Below are 16,481 nucleotides of genomic sequence, written 5' to 3'. Positions count from 1 at the left end.
AAACGTGCCCAGGTGGCGGAATTGGTAGACGCACTAGGTTCAGGTCCTAGCGGTGGCAACACCGTGGAGGTTCGAGTCCTCTCCTGGGCACCATCTGTTTTTGAAAAGGTCGGCTTCATGCCGGCCTTTTTTCATTTCAAGCCTTGCATTACGCGCGCTGGCCGCGCCATATGCCCGTCGTTCCGATCGATAGCAGCATTGATCGGTTATCGATTGCCCTCCCCGCTGGTGCGTCAGCCGCCTTGCTTTCAACGAATCCAGCGAGGAACACGGCCCATGACGTCGATGACCCGCCGCGCGTTCGCACGTGCGATGCCGGGCCCGCATCCCGGCGCACGCCGAGAACACCCCATCCACGCTGCGCATCGGACATCAAAAATCGTCGACGCTCAAGACGCGCGGCACGCTCGCGCCGCTCGGCCTGCGCGTGTCGCGCCATGAATTCGCAAGCGGCTTGCCACTGACCGAACCGCTCAACGTCGGCGCGGTCGATTTCAGCGCCGACGTGCCCGACACGGCTCCCGTCTTCGCGCAAGCCGCGCATGCGCGCTTCGTCTTCGTGTACGTCGCGCAGCAAGCGCCGTCACCGAAAGCGCAGGCCATCATCGCCAAACGCGACAGCGCGCTGCCCACGCTTGGCCGATCTCAAGAGCAAGCGCATCGCCATCACGAAGGCTGTCGGCAGCCGCTACCGGGTGCTTGCCGCCCTCGCACACATAAAGCTCGCCCCCCCCAACGACGCGGCATTCCACTACCTGACGCCGGCGGACGGCCGCGCAACGTTCGAACGCGGAAGCGTCGATGCATGGATCACGCGAGATCCTTACATCGCATCGGTCGACGCGAACGACGTGCGAATTCCGCAGCCTCTCAGAACTTCGGTGGGCATCAGAACATCGCCGATACGTTCCGCGCAGCAGCTTCGCTGCCTGCCCGCGGCGACACGGCTGAATCGCCGCACTGGAATTTCGCTGCAAAGCGTGCAGTTCCGCTCGACGCGTGATGCTCCGACCATGCGACGGGCGAAGGAATTTTTATCGCCGTCGCTCGAATTGTATTGACAGACTCTCGAGACACGCTAAAATAGCGGTCTTCGCATCGCAGCAAGCGAAACGTGCCCAGGTGGCGGAATTGGTAGACGCACTAGGTTCAGGTCCTAGCGGTGGCAACACCGTGGAGGTTCGAGTCCTCTCCTGGGCACCACTTATTTAAGAAAGGCCGGCTTTTAGCCGGCCTTTTTCTTTTTCAGCCTCAGGAGGCAAAGCGCTGCGCGCTTTGCGTGAGGGCTCGAAAAGCTGCATTTTCAAGCGCAACTCGGGGGCGCGCCCGCGTTGCCAAGCCCCCCCCTCCCGTGCGCCATCCGGTTTCCAAAAACCAGCGGCTTATCCCGGCCTTTCGTCATTTCCGACTCAAGCAACGAAGCAAAATCGGGGGGCGCGAATGTCGCGATGCCCGGCGAACTCAGCGGACACGCGACAACCACATGGCCTCTTCACCGATTCAGCAGCCGAACGGCCCGACGAGAATCGAGACCGGCCCGCCGCCGACCTCAGGCGCCGTTCCAGCGTTTCGCGGCAATCGCGACACGCTCGCCCAGCACTTCCGCCGTCTTGCGATCGCTCTCCAGAATCGCATCGCCGCCCTCGTCTGCATTTGCCTGCGCCATCGCACCGAGGAACGACCCGAGCCGATTCAGATCGTTGACTGAACCCGCACTGCTGTTGTTGCCGGGCATCAGACCGAGGCTGACCCACAGCATCTGATGCTGGGCGGCGAAGACCGCCAGTTGTTGCAACGTCGACAGTTTGTCGCCGCTTTGCGAAGCCGACACCGTGAAACCGGCCGCCAGCTTGTCACGCCACTTGCCCCAATGTTTCGACGATGCGTCCATGAAGCCCTTGAACTGAGCGGACGCACTGCCCATGTAGGTCGGCGAGCCAAAGATGATCGCCTTCGCATCGCGCTCCAGGTACTCCCAGTGTTCGTCGATCGCGTCGACGGGGATCAACTTGACCGACGCGCCGTCGACTTTCTCGACGCCGCGCGCAACTGCGTCGGCAATAACGGCTGCGTGGCCGTAGCCGCTATGAAAAACCACTGCGATTTCTGACATGACGAACTCCTCGGCGCGGATCGTTCCGCAATAAACGTTACCGCGATAGTAACAGAAAAGATCGAAATACAACCGACTTCGCCCCACATGCGCCGCACGCGCCATTGCATGCCGACATCTACATGCACACGGCCCGCCAGGCGAGCGGACAATCGCTGCGATCGCATCCCATAACCGCAGGACAGCGCGCACGACAGGATGCCATCGACAACAATTTGCCTGGCGACACACGTAAGTGTGCATTCGGGAAATTCGCTCGATCCTTTCCGGCAATGATTCCCTCACACCCGCATCGACCGACCACGGCATTCAGACGCGACAACCCCGGCGCGCCCTTTTTTACACCCATCCAAACGATCGCACAAAAATCTGTTGACACGCCCTTCGGGCACGCTATAATTGCGGTCTTTCGCGATGCAGCAAAGCGAAACGTGCCCAGGTGGCGGAATTGGTAGACGCACTAGGTTCAGGTCCTAGCGGTGGCAACATCGTGGAGGTTCGAGTCCTCTCCTGGGCACCATCTGTTTTTTGAAAAGGTCGGCTTTATGCCGGCCTTTTTTCATTTCCGGCTCCGGAATCACTGCGGGCGCCCTTGCGGATACACCGGAGCCGCAGCGCGACTCGCACCAGCCCGCCAATCCGAACCGAGTGCCGGGCGGGTTCCACGCCGGCCCTCCTGCACGCGGATCACCTCACTCCGGTGATTCGCTCCGCCCTTGCCTCCTCCCCGCCACGTCCATCGTCGCCCCAGAACGAAACCGGGATTTCCCTAGGCTGACACGCCGCCGCTCACGCGGTTAAATAAATCAACGTGATTTATTTAATGCGTCGCAACCGACGCGCCCATGGAAGGAGACGCCATGAGAAGTCCGCACATCGGCCAGGGAAGCAACTCGGCCAACGTGCGCCGTTACAACGAGCGCCTGCTGTTGAAGACGCTGCGCCGTGCGGGTAGCGCGTCGAAGGCCGACCTCGCCCGTCTCGCGAACATGACGGGCACGGCGGTCGGCAGCATCATCGCGTCGCTCGCCGATGCAAAGCTGATCGCATTCGCCGGCCGCACCGAAGGCCAGCGCGGCCAGCCGGCCTCGCTGATCCGCCTCGATCCGCGTGGCGCGTTCGGCATCGGCGTCCATCTCGACCGGATGCGCATCGAGACGGCGCTCGTCAATTTCGCGGGCGACGTGCTCGGCCGCCGCTCCCATGACACGTTGCTCCCCCCGCCGGCCGACGTGCTCGAAATCGTGCGGCACGACATCGATGCGATGCAGGATCTGCTCCCCTCGCATGAGCGCGCGCGCCTGACGGGCGTCGGCGTCGCGCAGCCGTATAACCTCGGCGCATGGATGCGCGAGCTCGGCCTCGCGCCCGACACGTTCCGCGCATGGGAAGACGTCGACTTCGCGAGCGACCTCGGGCGCACGCTGTCGCTGCCCGTGTTCGGCGAAAACGACGGCAACGCGGCCGCGATCGCCGAACTGTTCTACGGGTACGGCCGGCAGTGCGACGACTTCGTGTACCTGTTCATCGGTCCCGCGATCGGCGGCGGCATCGCGATCGACGGCGACTGCCTGCGCGGCGTGACCGGCAATGCCGGCGACATCGCCGTGATTCCTGTGCCGCCGAGCCGGCTGGCCTCCGCGCCGCCGCCTCGCGGCCCGTGGGACATCCTCCTCGCCCGCGCATCGCTGCACGCGCTCGTACGCCACCTGCGCCATCACGGCGAGACGGTCGAGAACCGCGCCGACCTCGAGGCCTGCATCGCGCGCGGCCTGCCGGCGGTCGACGAATGGATCGACGACTGCGTCGACGCACTCGCCCCGGCATTGCGCGCGGTGCTGTGCGTCGTCGATGCGCCGGTGGTCGTGCTCGATGCCGATACCGACGCTGGCCTGCTCGATGCGCTGATGACCCGCCTGCGCGCGGCGCTCGTCGCCACCGCGCCGGAAGCGCGCGGCACGCCGACGCTCGTGCGCGGCACGTTCGGCGCCGACGCCGGTGCGATCGGCGCCGCGACGCTGCCGATGTTCTTCAACTTCTCCCCGCGGGCCGGCATCCTCAAGGGCGCCCGCACCGAATCGCAGGAGGTCAACCATGTCGCATTCTGAGTCGCCCCGGCCGCTGCTCGAGATGCGCCGGATCAGCAAGACGTTCCCTGCCGTACGCGCGCTCGACAACGTCAGCCTGACCGTCTATCCGGGCGAGATCCACGCCCTGATGGGCGAGAACGGCGCGGGCAAATCGACGCTGATGAAGATCCTGTCGGGTGCGTACCGCGCCGACGCCGGCGGCGAAATCCTGATCGACGGCGAGCGCATCGACGTCGACGGCCCGCTCGCCGCGCGCGATGCGGGCGTCGCGGTGATCTACCAGGAGCTGTGCCTCGCGCCGAACCTGACCGTGGCGGAAAACATCTACGTCGGCCGCGAACTGCGGCGCGGCAACCGGCGCTGGGGCACCATCGACCGCGCGGCGATGGCGCGCGGCTGCCAGGACGTGCTCACTCGTCTCGGCGCCCCGTTCGGGCCCGACACGCTCGTCGGCACGCTGTCGATCGCCGAGCAGCAACTCGTCGAGATCGCGCGCGCCGTGCACACCCGCGCCCGCATCCTCGTGATGGACGAACCGACGACACCGCTGTCATCGCGCGAGACCGAGCACCTGTTCGGCCTGATCCGCCAACTGCGCGAGGAAGGTCTCGCAATCATCTACATCAGCCACCGGATGGCCGAGATCTACGAGCTGTCCGACCGCGTGTCGGTGCTGCGCGACGGATCGTACGTCGGCACGCTCGAGCGCGAATCGCTGTCGGCCGAACGGCTCGTCGCGATGATGGTGGGGCGCGACATCTCCGGCTTCTACAAGAAGGAACATGCGCCGTACGACCCCGGCCATCTGCTGCTGTCGGTACGCGACATTGCCGACGGCGACCGCGTGCGCGGCTGCAGCCTCGACCTGCATGCGGGCGAGGTGCTCGGCATCGCCGGGCTCGTCGGCGCGGGCCGCACCGAGCTCGCGCGGCTGATCTTCGGCGCGGAACCCCGCACGCGCGGCGACGTGAAGCTGGGCGATCGTACGTTCGGCGCACATACGCCACGCGACGCGATCGACGCGGGCCTCGTCTACCTGACGGAAGACCGCAAGCGCCAGGGCCTGTTCCTGGACATGAGCGTGCGCGACAACATCAACATCTCCGTGTGCAACCGCGACGCGCGGCTCGGTGCGCTCGATCTCGCACGCGGCGCCGAACGCGCGCGCGACGCGATCGCCTCGCTGTCGATCCGCGTGCCGAACGCGAACGTAAACGTCGGCGCGCTGTCGGGCGGCAACCAGCAGAAAGTGCTGCTGTCGCGCCTGCTCGAGACGAAGCCGCGCGTGCTGATTCTCGACGAACCGACCCGCGGCGTCGACATCGGCGCGAAATCCGAGATCTACCGGATCATCAACGAACTGGCCCGTGCGGGCGTCGGCGTGATCGTGATCTCGAGCGAGCTGCCGGAAATCATCGGCGTCGCCGATCGCGTGCTCGTGATGCGCGAAGGCGAGATCGCCGGCCAACTCGGCGGCCACATGCACACGCCCATTACGCAGGAAGCGATCATCGCGCTCGCCACCGGCTCGCAGGCCGAACTCGCCGACGCGCACTGACCACGGCCCCTTCATCTCCCTCTTACGTCCAGGTACCGACATGATCAACCCGACCAAGCAGCGGAACCTCGCTTCCGCGACGGCCCATCCGGTGGCCAACCGTACGCCCCTGATGCGCGGCGCCGATCATCGCGCGCGCATGCAATCGCTGATGCGCACCGCCGGCATGCTGCCGGTGCTGCTGGTTCTGTGCATCGGCTTCGGATTCCTGACCGACGGCTTCTTCACGCTGCAGAACCTGTCGATCGTCACGCAGCAGGCCTCGATCAACATCGTGCTCGCCGCCGGCATGACCTTCGTGATCCTGACGGGCGGCATCGACCTGTCGGTCGGTTCGGTGCTCGCCGCATCGGCCGTCGCCGCGCTGCTCGCGTCGACCATTCCCGGCTGGGGCTGGCTCGGCGTGCCGATCGCGCTCGCCGTCGGCCTCGTGTTCGGCGCGATAAACGGCGGCCTGATCTCGTTCCTGCGTCTGCCGCCGTTCATCGTCACGCTCGGCGCGATGACGGCCGTGCGCGGCGTCGCCCGCCTGATCGGCAACGATACGACCGTCTTCAACCCGCAACTGCCGTTCGCGTTCATCGGCAACGGCACGATCCTCGGCGTGCCGTGGCTCGTCGTGATCGCATGCGCGGTGATCGCGCTGTCCTGGTTCATCCTGCGCCGCACGGTGCTCGGGATGCGGATCTATTCGGTCGGCGGCAACCCGGAAGCCGCACGCCTGTCGGGCATCAACGTGCGGGCGATCCAGCTGTTCGTGTATGCCGCGTCGGGTCTGCTCGCGGGCCTCGGCGCGGTGATGTCGGCCGCGCGGCTTTATGCGGCCAACGGCCTGCAGCTCGGCCAGTCGTACGAACTCGATGCGATTGCCGCGGTGATCCTCGGCGGCACGAGCTTCGTCGGCGGCGTCGGCTCGATCGTCGGCACGCTGATCGGTGCGCTGATCATCGCGGTGCTGACCAACGGTCTCGTGCTGCTCGGCGTGTCCGACATCTGGCAATACATCATCAAGGGGCTCGTGATCATCGGCGCCGTCGCGCTCGACCGCTATCGCCAGCGCGATTCGGCCCGCACCTGACACGCATTCCTCACCGCGCATTTCTCACCATTCAACCATCAGGGCGCAGGCAGGTCCTCCTGCGCCCGTCCGCCAACGGACCTTCCGGAGACACAACGACATGTTCAAGCACAAAGCCGCCCTGACCGCCGTCGCCTGCGCGCTCGCCTTCGGCGCCGCCACCGCCCACGCAGCCGACAAGCCGCTGAAATCGATCGGCGTCACGGTCGGGTCGCTCGGCAACCCGTATTTCGTCACGATCGTGAAGGGTGCCGAAGCACGCGCCAAACAGCTCAACCCGAACGCGAAGGTCACCGCGGTTTCTGCCGACTACGACCTGAACAAGCAATTCACGCAGATCGACAACTTCATCTCCGCGCACGTCGACATCATCCTGCTCAACGCGACTGATCCGAAGGCGATCGAGCCGGCGGTGAAGAAGGCGCAGGCGGCCGGCATCACGGTCGTCGCGGTCGACGTCGCGGCAGCCGGCGCGAACGCGACCGTGCAGACCAACAACGTGAAAGCCGGTGAGCTGGCGTGCGACTACCTCGCGAAGAAACTCGGCGGCAAGGGGAACGTGATCATCGAGAACGGCCCGCAGGTATCGGCCGTGATCGATCGCGTGAACGGCTGCAAGGCCGTGCTCGCGAAAAACCCGGGCATCAAGCTGCTGTCGAGCGACCAGGACGGCAAGGGCTCGCGCGAAGGCGGGATGAACGCGATGCAGGGCTACCTGACGCGCTTTCCGAAGCTCGACGGCGTGTTCACGATCAACGACCCGCAGGCGATCGGCAGCGATCTCGCGGCGAAGCAGCTGAATCGCCCGAACATCGTGATTACGTCGGTCGACGGCGCGCCGGACATCGAGGTGGCGCTGAAGTCCAACACGCTCGTGCAGGCGTCGTCGAGCCAGGACCCATGGGCGATGGCGCAGCAGGCCGTCAACGTCGGCTACGGGATCATGAACGGCCAGAAGCCGGCCAACCCGATGATCCTGATCGAGCCGATGCTCGTCACGCGCGACAACGTGAAGGGCTACAAGGGCTGGAGCAGCCCGCGCTGATCGCGCGACATCAACCGCGATCCCCGGCGGTGCCGGGCCGCCTCGCCGCGCGCGGCGCCCGGCCCTGCCCGTTCCCTCGCCTCAACCTGGTCGTGTCGAAACAGCCGCCCGACTATTTCTTCATCGGCGACAACAGCGCCGATCTCGCGTTCGATCCGGCCGACTTGCCCGACGGCGCGCTCGACGCGGCCGAGATCGTGCACGTCGGCTCGCTCGGCGTCGTGCGCGAGCCGCTTTCGTCGCGCCTGATCGAAGTCGTGCAGGCTGCACGCGCCGCCGGCAGGCGAATCTCGTCCGATCCGAACTATCGCGCGCCGATGGCCGCGCCGTCGTATCGCGACACACTGCGCCGGCTGGCAAGTCTCGCCGACTGGATCAAGGTCTCCGACGAAGATCTGCGCGGCCTGTTCCCCGAACTCGACGAAGCCGCCGCGCTCGCGCAATTGCGCGCGTGGGCCCCCGATGCGAGCCTGCTCGTCACGCGCGGCGCGGCCGGCATGCAGCTCCTGCATCGCGATACCGCACTGTTCCAGCCGGCGTTCGCGACCGAGATCGCCGATACCGTCGGCTGCGGCGACGCCAGCATCGGTGGCTGGCTCGCCAGCCAGCTCGCGCACCCCGGCGCATCGGCCGCCGATCATCTGCGCTACGCGGCAGCCTGCGCGGCAGTCGCCTGTGCGCATGCGGGCGCGTACGCGCCCACGGCTGCCGAGGTAGCAGAGGTCATCGCGAATCCGGCGACCGCCGAATCGGCCGACGCCGCGCTATCGCACTAGGCAGCACCTGAACGCGCTGGACGGCGCGTTCGCCTCGCATCGTCACGCATCGCCCTGCGCGCCCTTCCCACCATTGCCGCCATTGCCGCGCGCCTGCAGCAATTGCAGGCTCTCGTCGACACTCAGTTCGGACATCGCGTCGTCGCGCAGCGTCTCGTCGGCCGCGCGGCGCAGCGCATGCAGCGCGTGCTCCTTGAGCCGCACGATCGCGAACTGCAGCCCGCGGGCCGCGCATTCGGCCGCGAACGTGCGCAACGACTCGATCGTCGTGCCGTCCACGTCCGGCGTTTCCTCGAGACTCAGCAGCACGGTACGCGCATCGGGCGCGGCCTTCATCAGCACACGCACGCGATTGAGCATCCGGTCCGCGTTCGCGAAGAATAGCTGCGCCTCGGGCCGCACGATCAGCACTCCGGGTACCGGCTTCGCATCGGCGTGATTCGCGACGTCGACGAAGTCGTGCCCGTCGCGCAGCCGGCCGAGCACGCTCACGTTCGGCTCCGACAACTTGCGCAGCGTCAGCAGCAGGTTCACGCCGATGGCCGCGAGCAGTCCGTGCAGCACGCCGAGCACGAGCACCGCGAGCAGCGCGGCGATCACGACGAGCCGGTCGCGATGCCAGACCCAGTACGGCCGGAACACCGACGGATGCAGCGAGTGGCTGACCGCGAAGATCACGATCGCCGCGAGCACGGGCTCCGGCGTGCGCGCAAGCTGCGGCAGCAGCAGCCACACGATCAGCGCGACCACGCCGGCCGCCCACAAGCCCGCGAAACGCGACCGCGCACCGGCCGCCTCGTTCGCGGCCGTCGCCGAATAGCCGGCGCCGACCGGCATCCCGTGCAGCAGCCCCGACACGAGGTTCGCGCAGCCGAGCGCGACGAGGTCCCGGTTCGCCGACACGCTGTCACCGTGCTTCAGCGCGAAGTTGCGAATCGATCCGTACGATTCCGCATACAGGATCAGCATCAGCGCGAAAGCAAGTTCGACCGTCTGCATCCATGCATTGCGGTCGAGATGCGGCAGCCCGAATTCGATGTGCCGGAAATCGATGTGTCCGACGATCGCGATCCCGTATTGCTGCCAGTCGACCATATACCCGGCCGCGATCGACAGCACGATCACGACCAGTGTCGCGGGCACGCGCGAGCGCCGGCCGAGCACGAACAGCAACGCGAGCGCGGTCGTGCCGAGCGCGACGCTCGCGAGGTTCGCGTGCGATGCGCCGGCGACGAGCTCGAGCGCGGCATGCGGCGCGTCACCGTGCTGCACGGAGATCGCGAGAATCTTCGGCAGTTGCTTGATGACGATCGTCAGCGCCAGGCCGAACGTGAAACCGCGCAGGACCGGACGCGCGACGAAATCCGACATGCCGCCCAGTCGCGCGGCGCCCGCCAGGATGAACAGCACGCCCGTCATCGTGACGAGCGCGGCCGCCAGCGCGAGCTGCGCGGCAAGCGCCATCCCGGACTCGGCCAGCACGGTCGCGGCGAGCACGGCCGCCGACGACGACGTCGACGACACGATCGCAAAGCGACTGCTGCCGGTCAGCGCATAGACGACGAGACCCGACAGCAGTGCGATGAGGCCGGCTTGCGGCGGCAGGTTGGCGAGACCCGCGTACGCGACCGCCTCGGGAATCAGCAGCCCGGCGATCGACAGGCCGGCCAGCGCATCGAGACCGATGCGCTGCGTGGGCGACGGCGTTGCCGCATCGAGTGCAGCGAAATGCCCGGGATGCTGCGGGCCGGCATCCGGATGGGGGGGGACGGTCGTCATGAACTGGCAGGCGCCGGGCGCGTATCAGGGTTTGACGGCGATGACACCCGACCAGCCGGGCAGATAGCGGGCGTCTTGCTCATGCGCACGGCGCAGCGAGAGGTCGAGCGCCTTCGAGAAGTTCTTGCGGATCTGGTCGAGCGTCACGTGCTGGCGCAGGTAGTCGGCCCACAGGAATTCGCTGAACGGCGTCGCATCCTTCGCGTAGCCGCCGGCCGTGCGCAGCTCGCCCGCGAGGCTCCGGTACGGATCGTCCTCGAGCCCCGTCAGCGCCTTCGGCAGATGTGCGTATTCGCGACGCGAACCATCCGTGCCGAACGGATGCACCCACTGGTTGTGTTCCATCATCCGCCAGAAGATCGTGTTGTCGAGCCAGGACAGATCCTTCAGCAGCATCACGTTCACACGCGTCTCCCCTTCCTCGATCAGCGCGAGGCCGAGATGGTGATGGTCGGTGATGTAGTGCAGCCCGTCCGGGCCGAGGACGGCCGGAAACCAGTGCGACTCGATCGCGGCCTTGCGTGCGCGCTTGTCGAGCGTCTTCCAGTGCTTGCGCTTCGCTTTCACTTCGCGATAGCCGACCGTCATTTGCGTCGGACGCAGTGCGTCGAGCCGGACGGGAATGAGATGAACGTCGTTGCCGAGTGCCATGGTCGTGCCCCATGTTACGAATTTCCGGCAACGATACTCCGGATCTTGCGAGCCGTTAATACGTCGCGGCCTCGATACGCATGCGCTTGACCATCTCTGACAACGGAGCGCAACACTATGCACGCAGGTCGTCGCGCTCGAGACGATGACGAACGTAGGGAATTCCGTCATGAACGACGCTCACGCGCCGCATCCCGAGCTTGCGTGCGACGTTCAGCGAACCCGTGTTCGCCTCGGCAATGTCGGCGATCACGCGCGGCAGCCGCACGGTGTCGAACGCATGACGCACGACGGCCGTGGCGGCCTCGCATGCGATGCCGCGCCCCCACGCCGCGCGCACGAGCCGCCAGCCGATCTCGACGTCGCGCGCGCCGCCCGCATAGTCGGGAATCAACAGGATCCATCCGATGAACGCGTCGGGCGCGGCCTTCTCGAAGATCGACCAGTAGCCGAGGCCCGGCGGATACGCGCGTGTGATCCGGTGCGTGACGAAGCGGCGATGTTCGTCCGGGTCGTGCCACGGGCCCGAAATGTAGCGCGTGACCTCCGGATCGCGATCCATCTCGATGCTCGCGTCGAGATCTGCCAGCACGCGCGCGCGCAGCCACAGCCGCCCGGTCTCCAGGACGGGCAATGCGGCAACGGAGGGTTGGGGCATCGGGACTCCTGATTCGGTGGCGATGCGCATCGCGCACATTACATAACTGATACAAAAAGCCTTCCGGCATGATACAGGCGCCTGTCGCCTGTCTCGTGCACGCTCATTTCGGTTTTCTCAACAGCCCATTTCATAGGGATTATTCCCGATTCGCGGTTATCGCCCCCCACATCGTACGGTGCCGCGGCCTACACTCGATCCATGCCCCCGCACCGCGCGCAAGCCGGGCCGGCATCCGCCTGCGGATCGTGAGCGCGCAAGCCAACGAGGAGACCTCGGACATGAGCTGGACCCGCGAACAACGCAACGTCACGATCGCCGCCTACCTGGGCTGGACACTCGACGCGTTCGATTTTTTCCTGATGGTCTTCGTGCTGAAGGACATCGCCACCGAATTCGCGTCGACGATCCCCGCCGTCGCGTTTGCGCTGACGCTCACGCTCGCGATGCGCCCGATCGGCGCGCTGATCTTCGGCCGGCTCGCCGACCGCTTCGGCCGCCGTCCGACACTGATGGTCAACATCGCGTGCTATTCGCTGCTCGAACTCGCGTCGGGCTTCGCGCCGAGCCTCGCCGCGCTGCTGGCGCTGCGCGCGCTGTTCGGCATCGCGATGGGCGGTGAATGGGGCGTCGGCTCCGCGCTGACGATGGAAACCGTGCCGACCCACGCGCGCGGCTTCGTGTCGGGCTTGCTGCAGGCTGGCTATCCGAGCGGCTACCTGCTCGCGTCTGTCGTGTTCGGCCTCTTCTACCAGTACATCGGCTGGCGCGGCATGTTCATGGTCGGCGTGCTGCCCGCGCTGCTCGTGCTGTATGTGCGCACGCACGTGCCCGAATCGCCGGCCTGGAAGCAGATGGAAAAACGTGCGCGGCCGAGTCTCGTAACCACGATCCAGCAAAACTGGAAACTCACGATCTACGCGATCGTGCTGATGACCGCGTTCAACTTCTTCTCGCACGGCACGCAGGACCTCTACCCCACCTTCCTGCGCGAACAGCATCACTTCGATCCGCATACCGTGTCGTGGATCACGATCGTGCTGAACATCGGCGCGATCGTCGGCGGCCTGTCGTTCGGCGCGATCTCGGAGAAGATCGGCCGCCGTCGCGCGATCTTCATCGCCGCGCTGATCGCGCTGCCGATTCTGCCGCTCTGGGCGTTCTCGAGCGGCCCAGTCGCGCTCGCCGCCGGCGCGTTCCTGATGCAGATCTCGGTACAGGGCGCGTGGGGCGTGATACCGGTTCACCTGAACGAGATCTCGCCCGACGAGATTCGCGCGACCTTCCCCGGTTTCGTCTACCAGCTCGGCAACCTGCTCGCGTCCGGCAACGCGACGATGCAGGCGTCGCTCGCGGTTTCCCAGGGCAACAACTACGGTTTCGCCCTGGCGCTCGTGGCCGGCATCGTGGCCGTCGTGATCGCCGTGCTGATCCTGTTCAGCCGCGAACGGCGCGGTATCGACATGACGCAATCGGTCAATACGCGTACCACCGTCGGGTGAGCCTGCATATTGCCGCATCGCACCATCACGCGTGCCCCGTCCCGCCGGGGCCACGCGACATACTTTCCGCATCTGCACATCGAACTAGAGGAATTTGTCCAGATTCCTCGCTTGCCCGTGCTGCCCGCGTTTTTTTATCTTAATAAAAACGGCTGTTTGAATCAGATAATCAAATCACCTGTTCGCGGCCGGGCGACCGGCATTGGGAGGCGGGACATGGCAGTCAGTCAGGAGGGGCGACCGTCGGCGGGACGGCCGTCCGGGACGCGGTCATCCGGCAATCGGCAGACCGGCGGGACGAAGGCGCGCATTCTCGATGCGGCCGAGGACCTGTTCATCGAGCACGGCTTCGAAGCGATGTCGATGCGGCAGATCACGTCGCGCGCGGCGGTGAACCTCGCCGCGGTCAACTACCACTTCGGCAGCAAGGAAGCGCTGATCCACGCGATGCTGTCGCGTCGGCTCGACCAGCTCAACCAGGAGCGCCTCGGCATCCTCGACCGCTTCGATGCGCAGCTCGGTGCGCATATCACCTGCGAACACGTGCTCGGCGCGATGTTCATTCCCGCGCTGAAGGCGTCGCGCGACCCCGACCGCGGCGGCCCCGCATTCCTGCGGCTGATCGGCCGCGCGTACACCGACCCGTCGCCGTTCGTGCGCAACTTCCTGACCGCGCACTACGCGAGCGTCGCCGGCCGCTTCTTCGACGCGTTCCAGCGCGCGCTGCCGCATCTGCCGCGCACGGAGCTCGGCTGGCGGCTGCACTTCGCGATCGGTGCGCTGTCCGGCGCGCTGGCCGGTGCCGAAACCGAAAGCCTGATCGACGAATTCTCGCAAGGCCGCACGATGAACGACGTGCAGATGATCGCGCGGCTGTCCTCGCTGATCGTCGCCGCACTGAAGGCGCCGATGCCCGACAGCGCGCAGCTGTCGATCTTCGCGGCCGTGCTCGACGATGCGGGTGCGAGCGAGGCGTTCGGGCTGTCCTCGAGCGCGCCGGCTGCCGATCCGGCGACGGTGCATTCGGCGAGCTGATCGCGCCGAGCCGCTCAGGCGGCGATTCACGATTTTGGCGGCCCGGACCGGCGTTGATGCGCTGGCCCGGGCCGAACGAATGTCATGCGGCGGGAGCCAAGGTGGCTTGCGCTCGTCGACAAAAAAGGCATGGCGAGAATATCGCGTTGAAGCGTCGATTCTCACTGACTGCAAAGCACGGGGTGAGAGCACGCGCTGAAGCGTCGACTCTTGCCGACCGCAAAGCATGGGGTGAGAGCAAGCGCTGAAGCGCCAACTCTCGCCGACCGCAAAGCATGGGGTGAGAGCAAGCGCTGAAGCGTCGACTCTCGCCGAACGCAAAGCATGGGGTGAGCGTAAGCGCCGAAGCGTCGACTCTCACCGACCGCAAAGCATGGGGTGAGAGTAGGCGCTGAAGCGCCAACTCTCACCGACAACGGAGACACATCATGTCATCATCCGCAGCAACCGCAGCGGCCCAGCTCCCGCCGAACACCGATGGCATCTGGTACGCGTCGTATCCGCCCGGCGTGCCGCACGAGATCGACGTCACGCAATACGCATCGCTCGTGCAATTCTTCGACGAATGCACGACGCGCTTCGCCGAGCGGGTCGCCTACGTGAGCGCAGGCGCATCGATGACCTACCGCACGCTCGCGCAGAAAGTCGATGCGTTCGCGTCGTATCTGCAAAGCACCGGCGTGAAGCCGGGCGACCGCGTCGCGATCATGCTGCCGAATACGTTCCAGTACCCGGTCGCGCTGTTCGGGACGCTGAAAACCGGCGCGATCGTCGTCAACGTCAACCCGCTCTATACCGCGCGCGAACTCGCGCACCAGTTGAAGGACAGCGGCGCGCAGACGATCGTCGTGTTCGAGAACTTCGCACGCACCCTGCAGGACGCGTTGCCGGAAACGCAGGTGAAGAACATCGTCGTCACCGCGCTCGGCGACCTGCTCGCAGACGGCTTCAATGCAAAGGGGCGCCTGATCAATTTCGTGCTGAAGCACGTGAAAAAGCTCGTGCCGCCCTACACCCTGCCGCAGGCGATCCGGCTGCGCGCCGCCCTCGCGCTCGGCGCACGCGGCAGACCGCAACCGGTGCGGACGACGCGCGACGATCTCGCGTTCCTGCAATACACGGGCGGCACGACAGGCGTGGCGAAAGGCGCGATGCTCACGCACGGCAACCTGATCGCGAACCTGCTTCAGGCCAAGGCGTGGATCGCCGACCAGGTCTCGGGCGACGTCGAGACCGTGCTGACGCCACTGCCGCTCTATCACATTTATTCGCTGACGGTGAACGCGTTCATCTTCATGGGGCTCGGCGGTCGCAACATCCTGATCGCGAACCCGCGCGACATGAAGATGGTGATGAAGATCATCCGCAACGAAACGTTCACCGGAATCACCGGGATCAACACGCTGTACAACGCGTTCCTCGACAACGAGGAATTCCGCAAGCGCGACTTCTCGAAGCTCAAGCTCGCGATGGCGGGCGGCATGGCGATGCAGCGCGCGGTCGCGGAGCGCTTTCACGAGGTCACGGGGCGGCCGGTCGTCGAAGGCTACGGGCTCACCGAATGCTCGCCGATCGTCACGATGAATCCAGTGAACCTGAACGACATGGCCGCATTCAGCGGCTCGATCGGCCTGCCCGCGCCGTCGACGCTCGTGCGCTTCCGGCGCGAGGACGGCACCTGGGCCGGCATCGGCGAGCCCGGCGAGCTGTGCGTGCACGGCCCGCAGGTGATGCGCGGCTACTGGCAGCGGCCCGACGAGACCGCGAAGGTGATCGACGCCGACGGCTGGCTCGGCACCGGAGACATTGGCGTGATGGACGAACACGGCTTCATCCGCCTCATCGACCGCAAGAAGGACATGATCCTCGTCTCGGGCTTCAACGTGTATCCGAACGAGATCGAGGAAGTGCTGGTCATGCATCCGGGCATCAGCGAAGCCGCCGCGATCGGCATCCCGGACGAAGTCCAGGGCGAACGGATCAAGGTCTTCGTCGTGCGCCGCGACCCGACGCTGACGGTCGACGACGTGCTCGCGCACTGCCGCAAGAACCTGACCGGCTACAAGATGCCGAAGTTCGTCGAGTTCCGCGACGCGCTGCCGCAGACGAATGTCGGCAAGATCCTGCGCCGCGCGCTGCGCGACGAGGAACTCGCCAAGCTCAACGCCGCGAAGCGAGGCTGAACGATCCATCGCC

Annotated in this window: 11 protein-coding genes, 3 tRNA genes and 2 pseudogenes; 12 read left to right on the top strand and 4 right to left on the bottom strand. The window is 66.0% G+C overall.

The window, feature by feature from the left end; translation table 11 throughout:
• Nucleotides 1-6: 6 nt before the first annotated feature.
• The 3 genes and pseudogenes from DIE08_RS27470 (at nt 7) to DIE08_RS27460 (ending at nt 1,203) form a co-directional block, all read left to right on the top strand.
• Nucleotides 7-93, top strand: a tRNA-Leu gene (locus DIE08_RS27470).
• Nucleotides 94-276: 183 nt separating this feature from the next.
• Nucleotides 277-1,003 (top strand): annotated as a pseudogene (locus tag DIE08_RS27465) (hypothetical protein).
• A 113-nt stretch (nt 1,004-1,116) separates the two neighbouring features.
• Nucleotides 1,117-1,203: transfer RNA gene (locus DIE08_RS27460), tRNA-Leu, on the top strand.
• Nucleotides 1,204-1,549: 346 nt separating this feature from the next.
• On the opposite strand, the gene DIE08_RS27455 is transcribed toward DIE08_RS27460, so the two are convergent.
• Nucleotides 1,550-2,113, bottom strand: coding sequence for a flavodoxin family protein (locus tag DIE08_RS27455; RefSeq protein ID WP_059532936.1), 564 nt, complete (start codon nt 2,111-2,113; stop codon nt 1,550-1,552).
• Nucleotides 2,114-2,546: 433 nt separating this feature from the next.
• Between DIE08_RS27455 and DIE08_RS27450 the strand changes: the two genes are divergently transcribed.
• From DIE08_RS27450 to DIE08_RS27425, 6 genes and pseudogenes are all read left to right on the top strand, one after another.
• Nucleotides 2,547-2,633: transfer RNA gene (locus DIE08_RS27450), tRNA-Leu, on the top strand.
• Nucleotides 2,634-2,973: 340 nt separating this feature from the next.
• Entirely contained in the window at nt 2,974-4,221 is a 1,248-nt protein-coding gene (locus DIE08_RS27445; protein WP_124904632.1) for an ROK family protein, read from the top strand.
• Nucleotides 4,208-5,761, top strand: a complete 1,554-nt coding sequence (locus tag DIE08_RS27440; RefSeq protein ID WP_124904630.1) for a sugar ABC transporter ATP-binding protein — start codon at nt 4,208-4,210, stop codon at nt 5,759-5,761. Before DIE08_RS27445 ends, DIE08_RS27440 begins: the two co-directional genes overlap by 14 nt.
• A 40-nt stretch (nt 5,762-5,801) precedes the next feature.
• Entirely contained in the window at nt 5,802-6,839 is a 1,038-nt protein-coding gene (locus DIE08_RS27435; protein WP_059532942.1) for an ABC transporter permease subunit, read from the top strand.
• Between the two features lie 100 nt (nt 6,840-6,939).
• Complete coding sequence (locus DIE08_RS27430) at nt 6,940-7,884, top strand: ABC transporter substrate-binding protein (protein ID WP_124625723.1); 945 nt, start codon at nt 6,940-6,942, stop codon at nt 7,882-7,884.
• A gap of 74 nt (nt 7,885-7,958) precedes the next feature.
• Nucleotides 7,959-8,660, top strand: a pseudogene (locus DIE08_RS27425) (PfkB family carbohydrate kinase); the annotation flags it as partial.
• Between the two features lie 42 nt (nt 8,661-8,702).
• Here the strand turns inward: DIE08_RS27425 and DIE08_RS27420 are convergent.
• The 3 genes from DIE08_RS27420 to DIE08_RS27410 form a co-directional block, all read right to left on the bottom strand.
• A complete protein-coding gene (locus tag DIE08_RS27420) occupies nt 8,703-10,439 on the bottom strand; it encodes a SulP family inorganic anion transporter (protein WP_124904628.1) in 1,737 nt (578 codons plus the stop codon).
• A 24-nt stretch (nt 10,440-10,463) separates the two neighbouring features.
• Nucleotides 10,464-11,090: a ParB-like protein gene (locus DIE08_RS27415; RefSeq protein ID WP_124904626.1), complete on the bottom strand. Its 627-nt coding sequence runs from the start codon at nt 11,088-11,090 to the stop codon at nt 10,464-10,466.
• Nucleotides 11,091-11,205: 115 nt separating this feature from the next.
• Nucleotides 11,206-11,748, bottom strand: a complete 543-nt coding sequence (locus tag DIE08_RS27410) for a GNAT family N-acetyltransferase (protein WP_124904624.1) — start codon at nt 11,746-11,748, stop codon at nt 11,206-11,208.
• A gap of 281 nt (nt 11,749-12,029) precedes the next feature.
• Here DIE08_RS27410 and DIE08_RS27405 point away from each other — a divergent pair, with 281 nt between their 5' ends.
• The 3 genes from DIE08_RS27405 to DIE08_RS27395 all read left to right on the top strand — a co-directional run bounded on the left by DIE08_RS27405 (nt 12,030) and on the right by DIE08_RS27395 (nt 16,468).
• On the top strand, nt 12,030-13,250 hold the full coding sequence (locus tag DIE08_RS27405; protein ID WP_124904622.1) for an MFS transporter: 1,221 nt from the start codon (nt 12,030-12,032) through the stop codon (nt 13,248-13,250).
• Nucleotides 13,251-13,466: 216 nt separating this feature from the next.
• Nucleotides 13,467-14,285, top strand: coding sequence for a TetR/AcrR family transcriptional regulator (locus tag DIE08_RS27400; protein WP_059608531.1), 819 nt, complete (start codon nt 13,467-13,469; stop codon nt 14,283-14,285).
• A 428-nt stretch (nt 14,286-14,713) separates the two neighbouring features.
• The gene (locus DIE08_RS27395) at nt 14,714-16,468 is read left to right on the top strand and encodes an AMP-binding protein (protein WP_124904620.1); all 1,755 of its coding nucleotides are present in this window, start codon (nt 14,714-14,716) and stop codon (nt 16,466-16,468) included.
• Nucleotides 16,469-16,481: the final 13 nt, after the last annotated feature.

The sequence above is a fragment of the Burkholderia sp. Bp9004 genome, from assembly GCF_003858025.1.
GTDB lineage: Bacteria > Pseudomonadota > Gammaproteobacteria > Burkholderiales > Burkholderiaceae > Burkholderia > Burkholderia diffusa.
This window is presented reverse-complemented; position numbering and strand designations above follow the sequence as displayed.

Excerpts from the sequence above, each read along its gene's own strand:
- DIE08_RS27420 (WP_124904628.1), bottom strand. The coding sequence starts at position 10,439 with ATGACGACCGTCCCCCCCCATCCGGATGCCGGCCCGCAGCATCCCGGG.
- DIE08_RS27435 (WP_059532942.1), top strand. The coding sequence starts at position 5,802 with ATGATCAACCCGACCAAGCAGCGGAACCTCGCTTCCGCGACGGCCCAT.
- DIE08_RS27455 (WP_059532936.1), bottom strand. The coding sequence starts at position 2,113 with ATGTCAGAAATCGCAGTGGTTTTTCATAGCGGCTACGGCCACGCAGCC.
- DIE08_RS27440 (WP_124904630.1), top strand. The coding sequence starts at position 4,208 with ATGTCGCATTCTGAGTCGCCCCGGCCGCTGCTCGAGATGCGCCGGATC.
- DIE08_RS27405 (WP_124904622.1), top strand. The coding sequence starts at position 12,030 with ATGAGCTGGACCCGCGAACAACGCAACGTCACGATCGCCGCCTACCTG.
- DIE08_RS27400 (WP_059608531.1), top strand. The coding sequence starts at position 13,467 with ATGGCAGTCAGTCAGGAGGGGCGACCGTCGGCGGGACGGCCGTCCGGG.
- DIE08_RS27415 (WP_124904626.1), bottom strand. The coding sequence starts at position 11,090 with ATGGCACTCGGCAACGACGTTCATCTCATTCCCGTCCGGCTCGACGCA.
- DIE08_RS27395 (WP_124904620.1), top strand. The coding sequence starts at position 14,714 with ATGTCATCATCCGCAGCAACCGCAGCGGCCCAGCTCCCGCCGAACACC.
- DIE08_RS27410 (WP_124904624.1), bottom strand. The coding sequence starts at position 11,748 with ATGCCCCAACCCTCCGTTGCCGCATTGCCCGTCCTGGAGACCGGGCGG.
- DIE08_RS27445 (WP_124904632.1), top strand. The coding sequence starts at position 2,974 with ATGAGAAGTCCGCACATCGGCCAGGGAAGCAACTCGGCCAACGTGCGC.
- DIE08_RS27430 (WP_124625723.1), top strand. The coding sequence starts at position 6,940 with ATGTTCAAGCACAAAGCCGCCCTGACCGCCGTCGCCTGCGCGCTCGCC.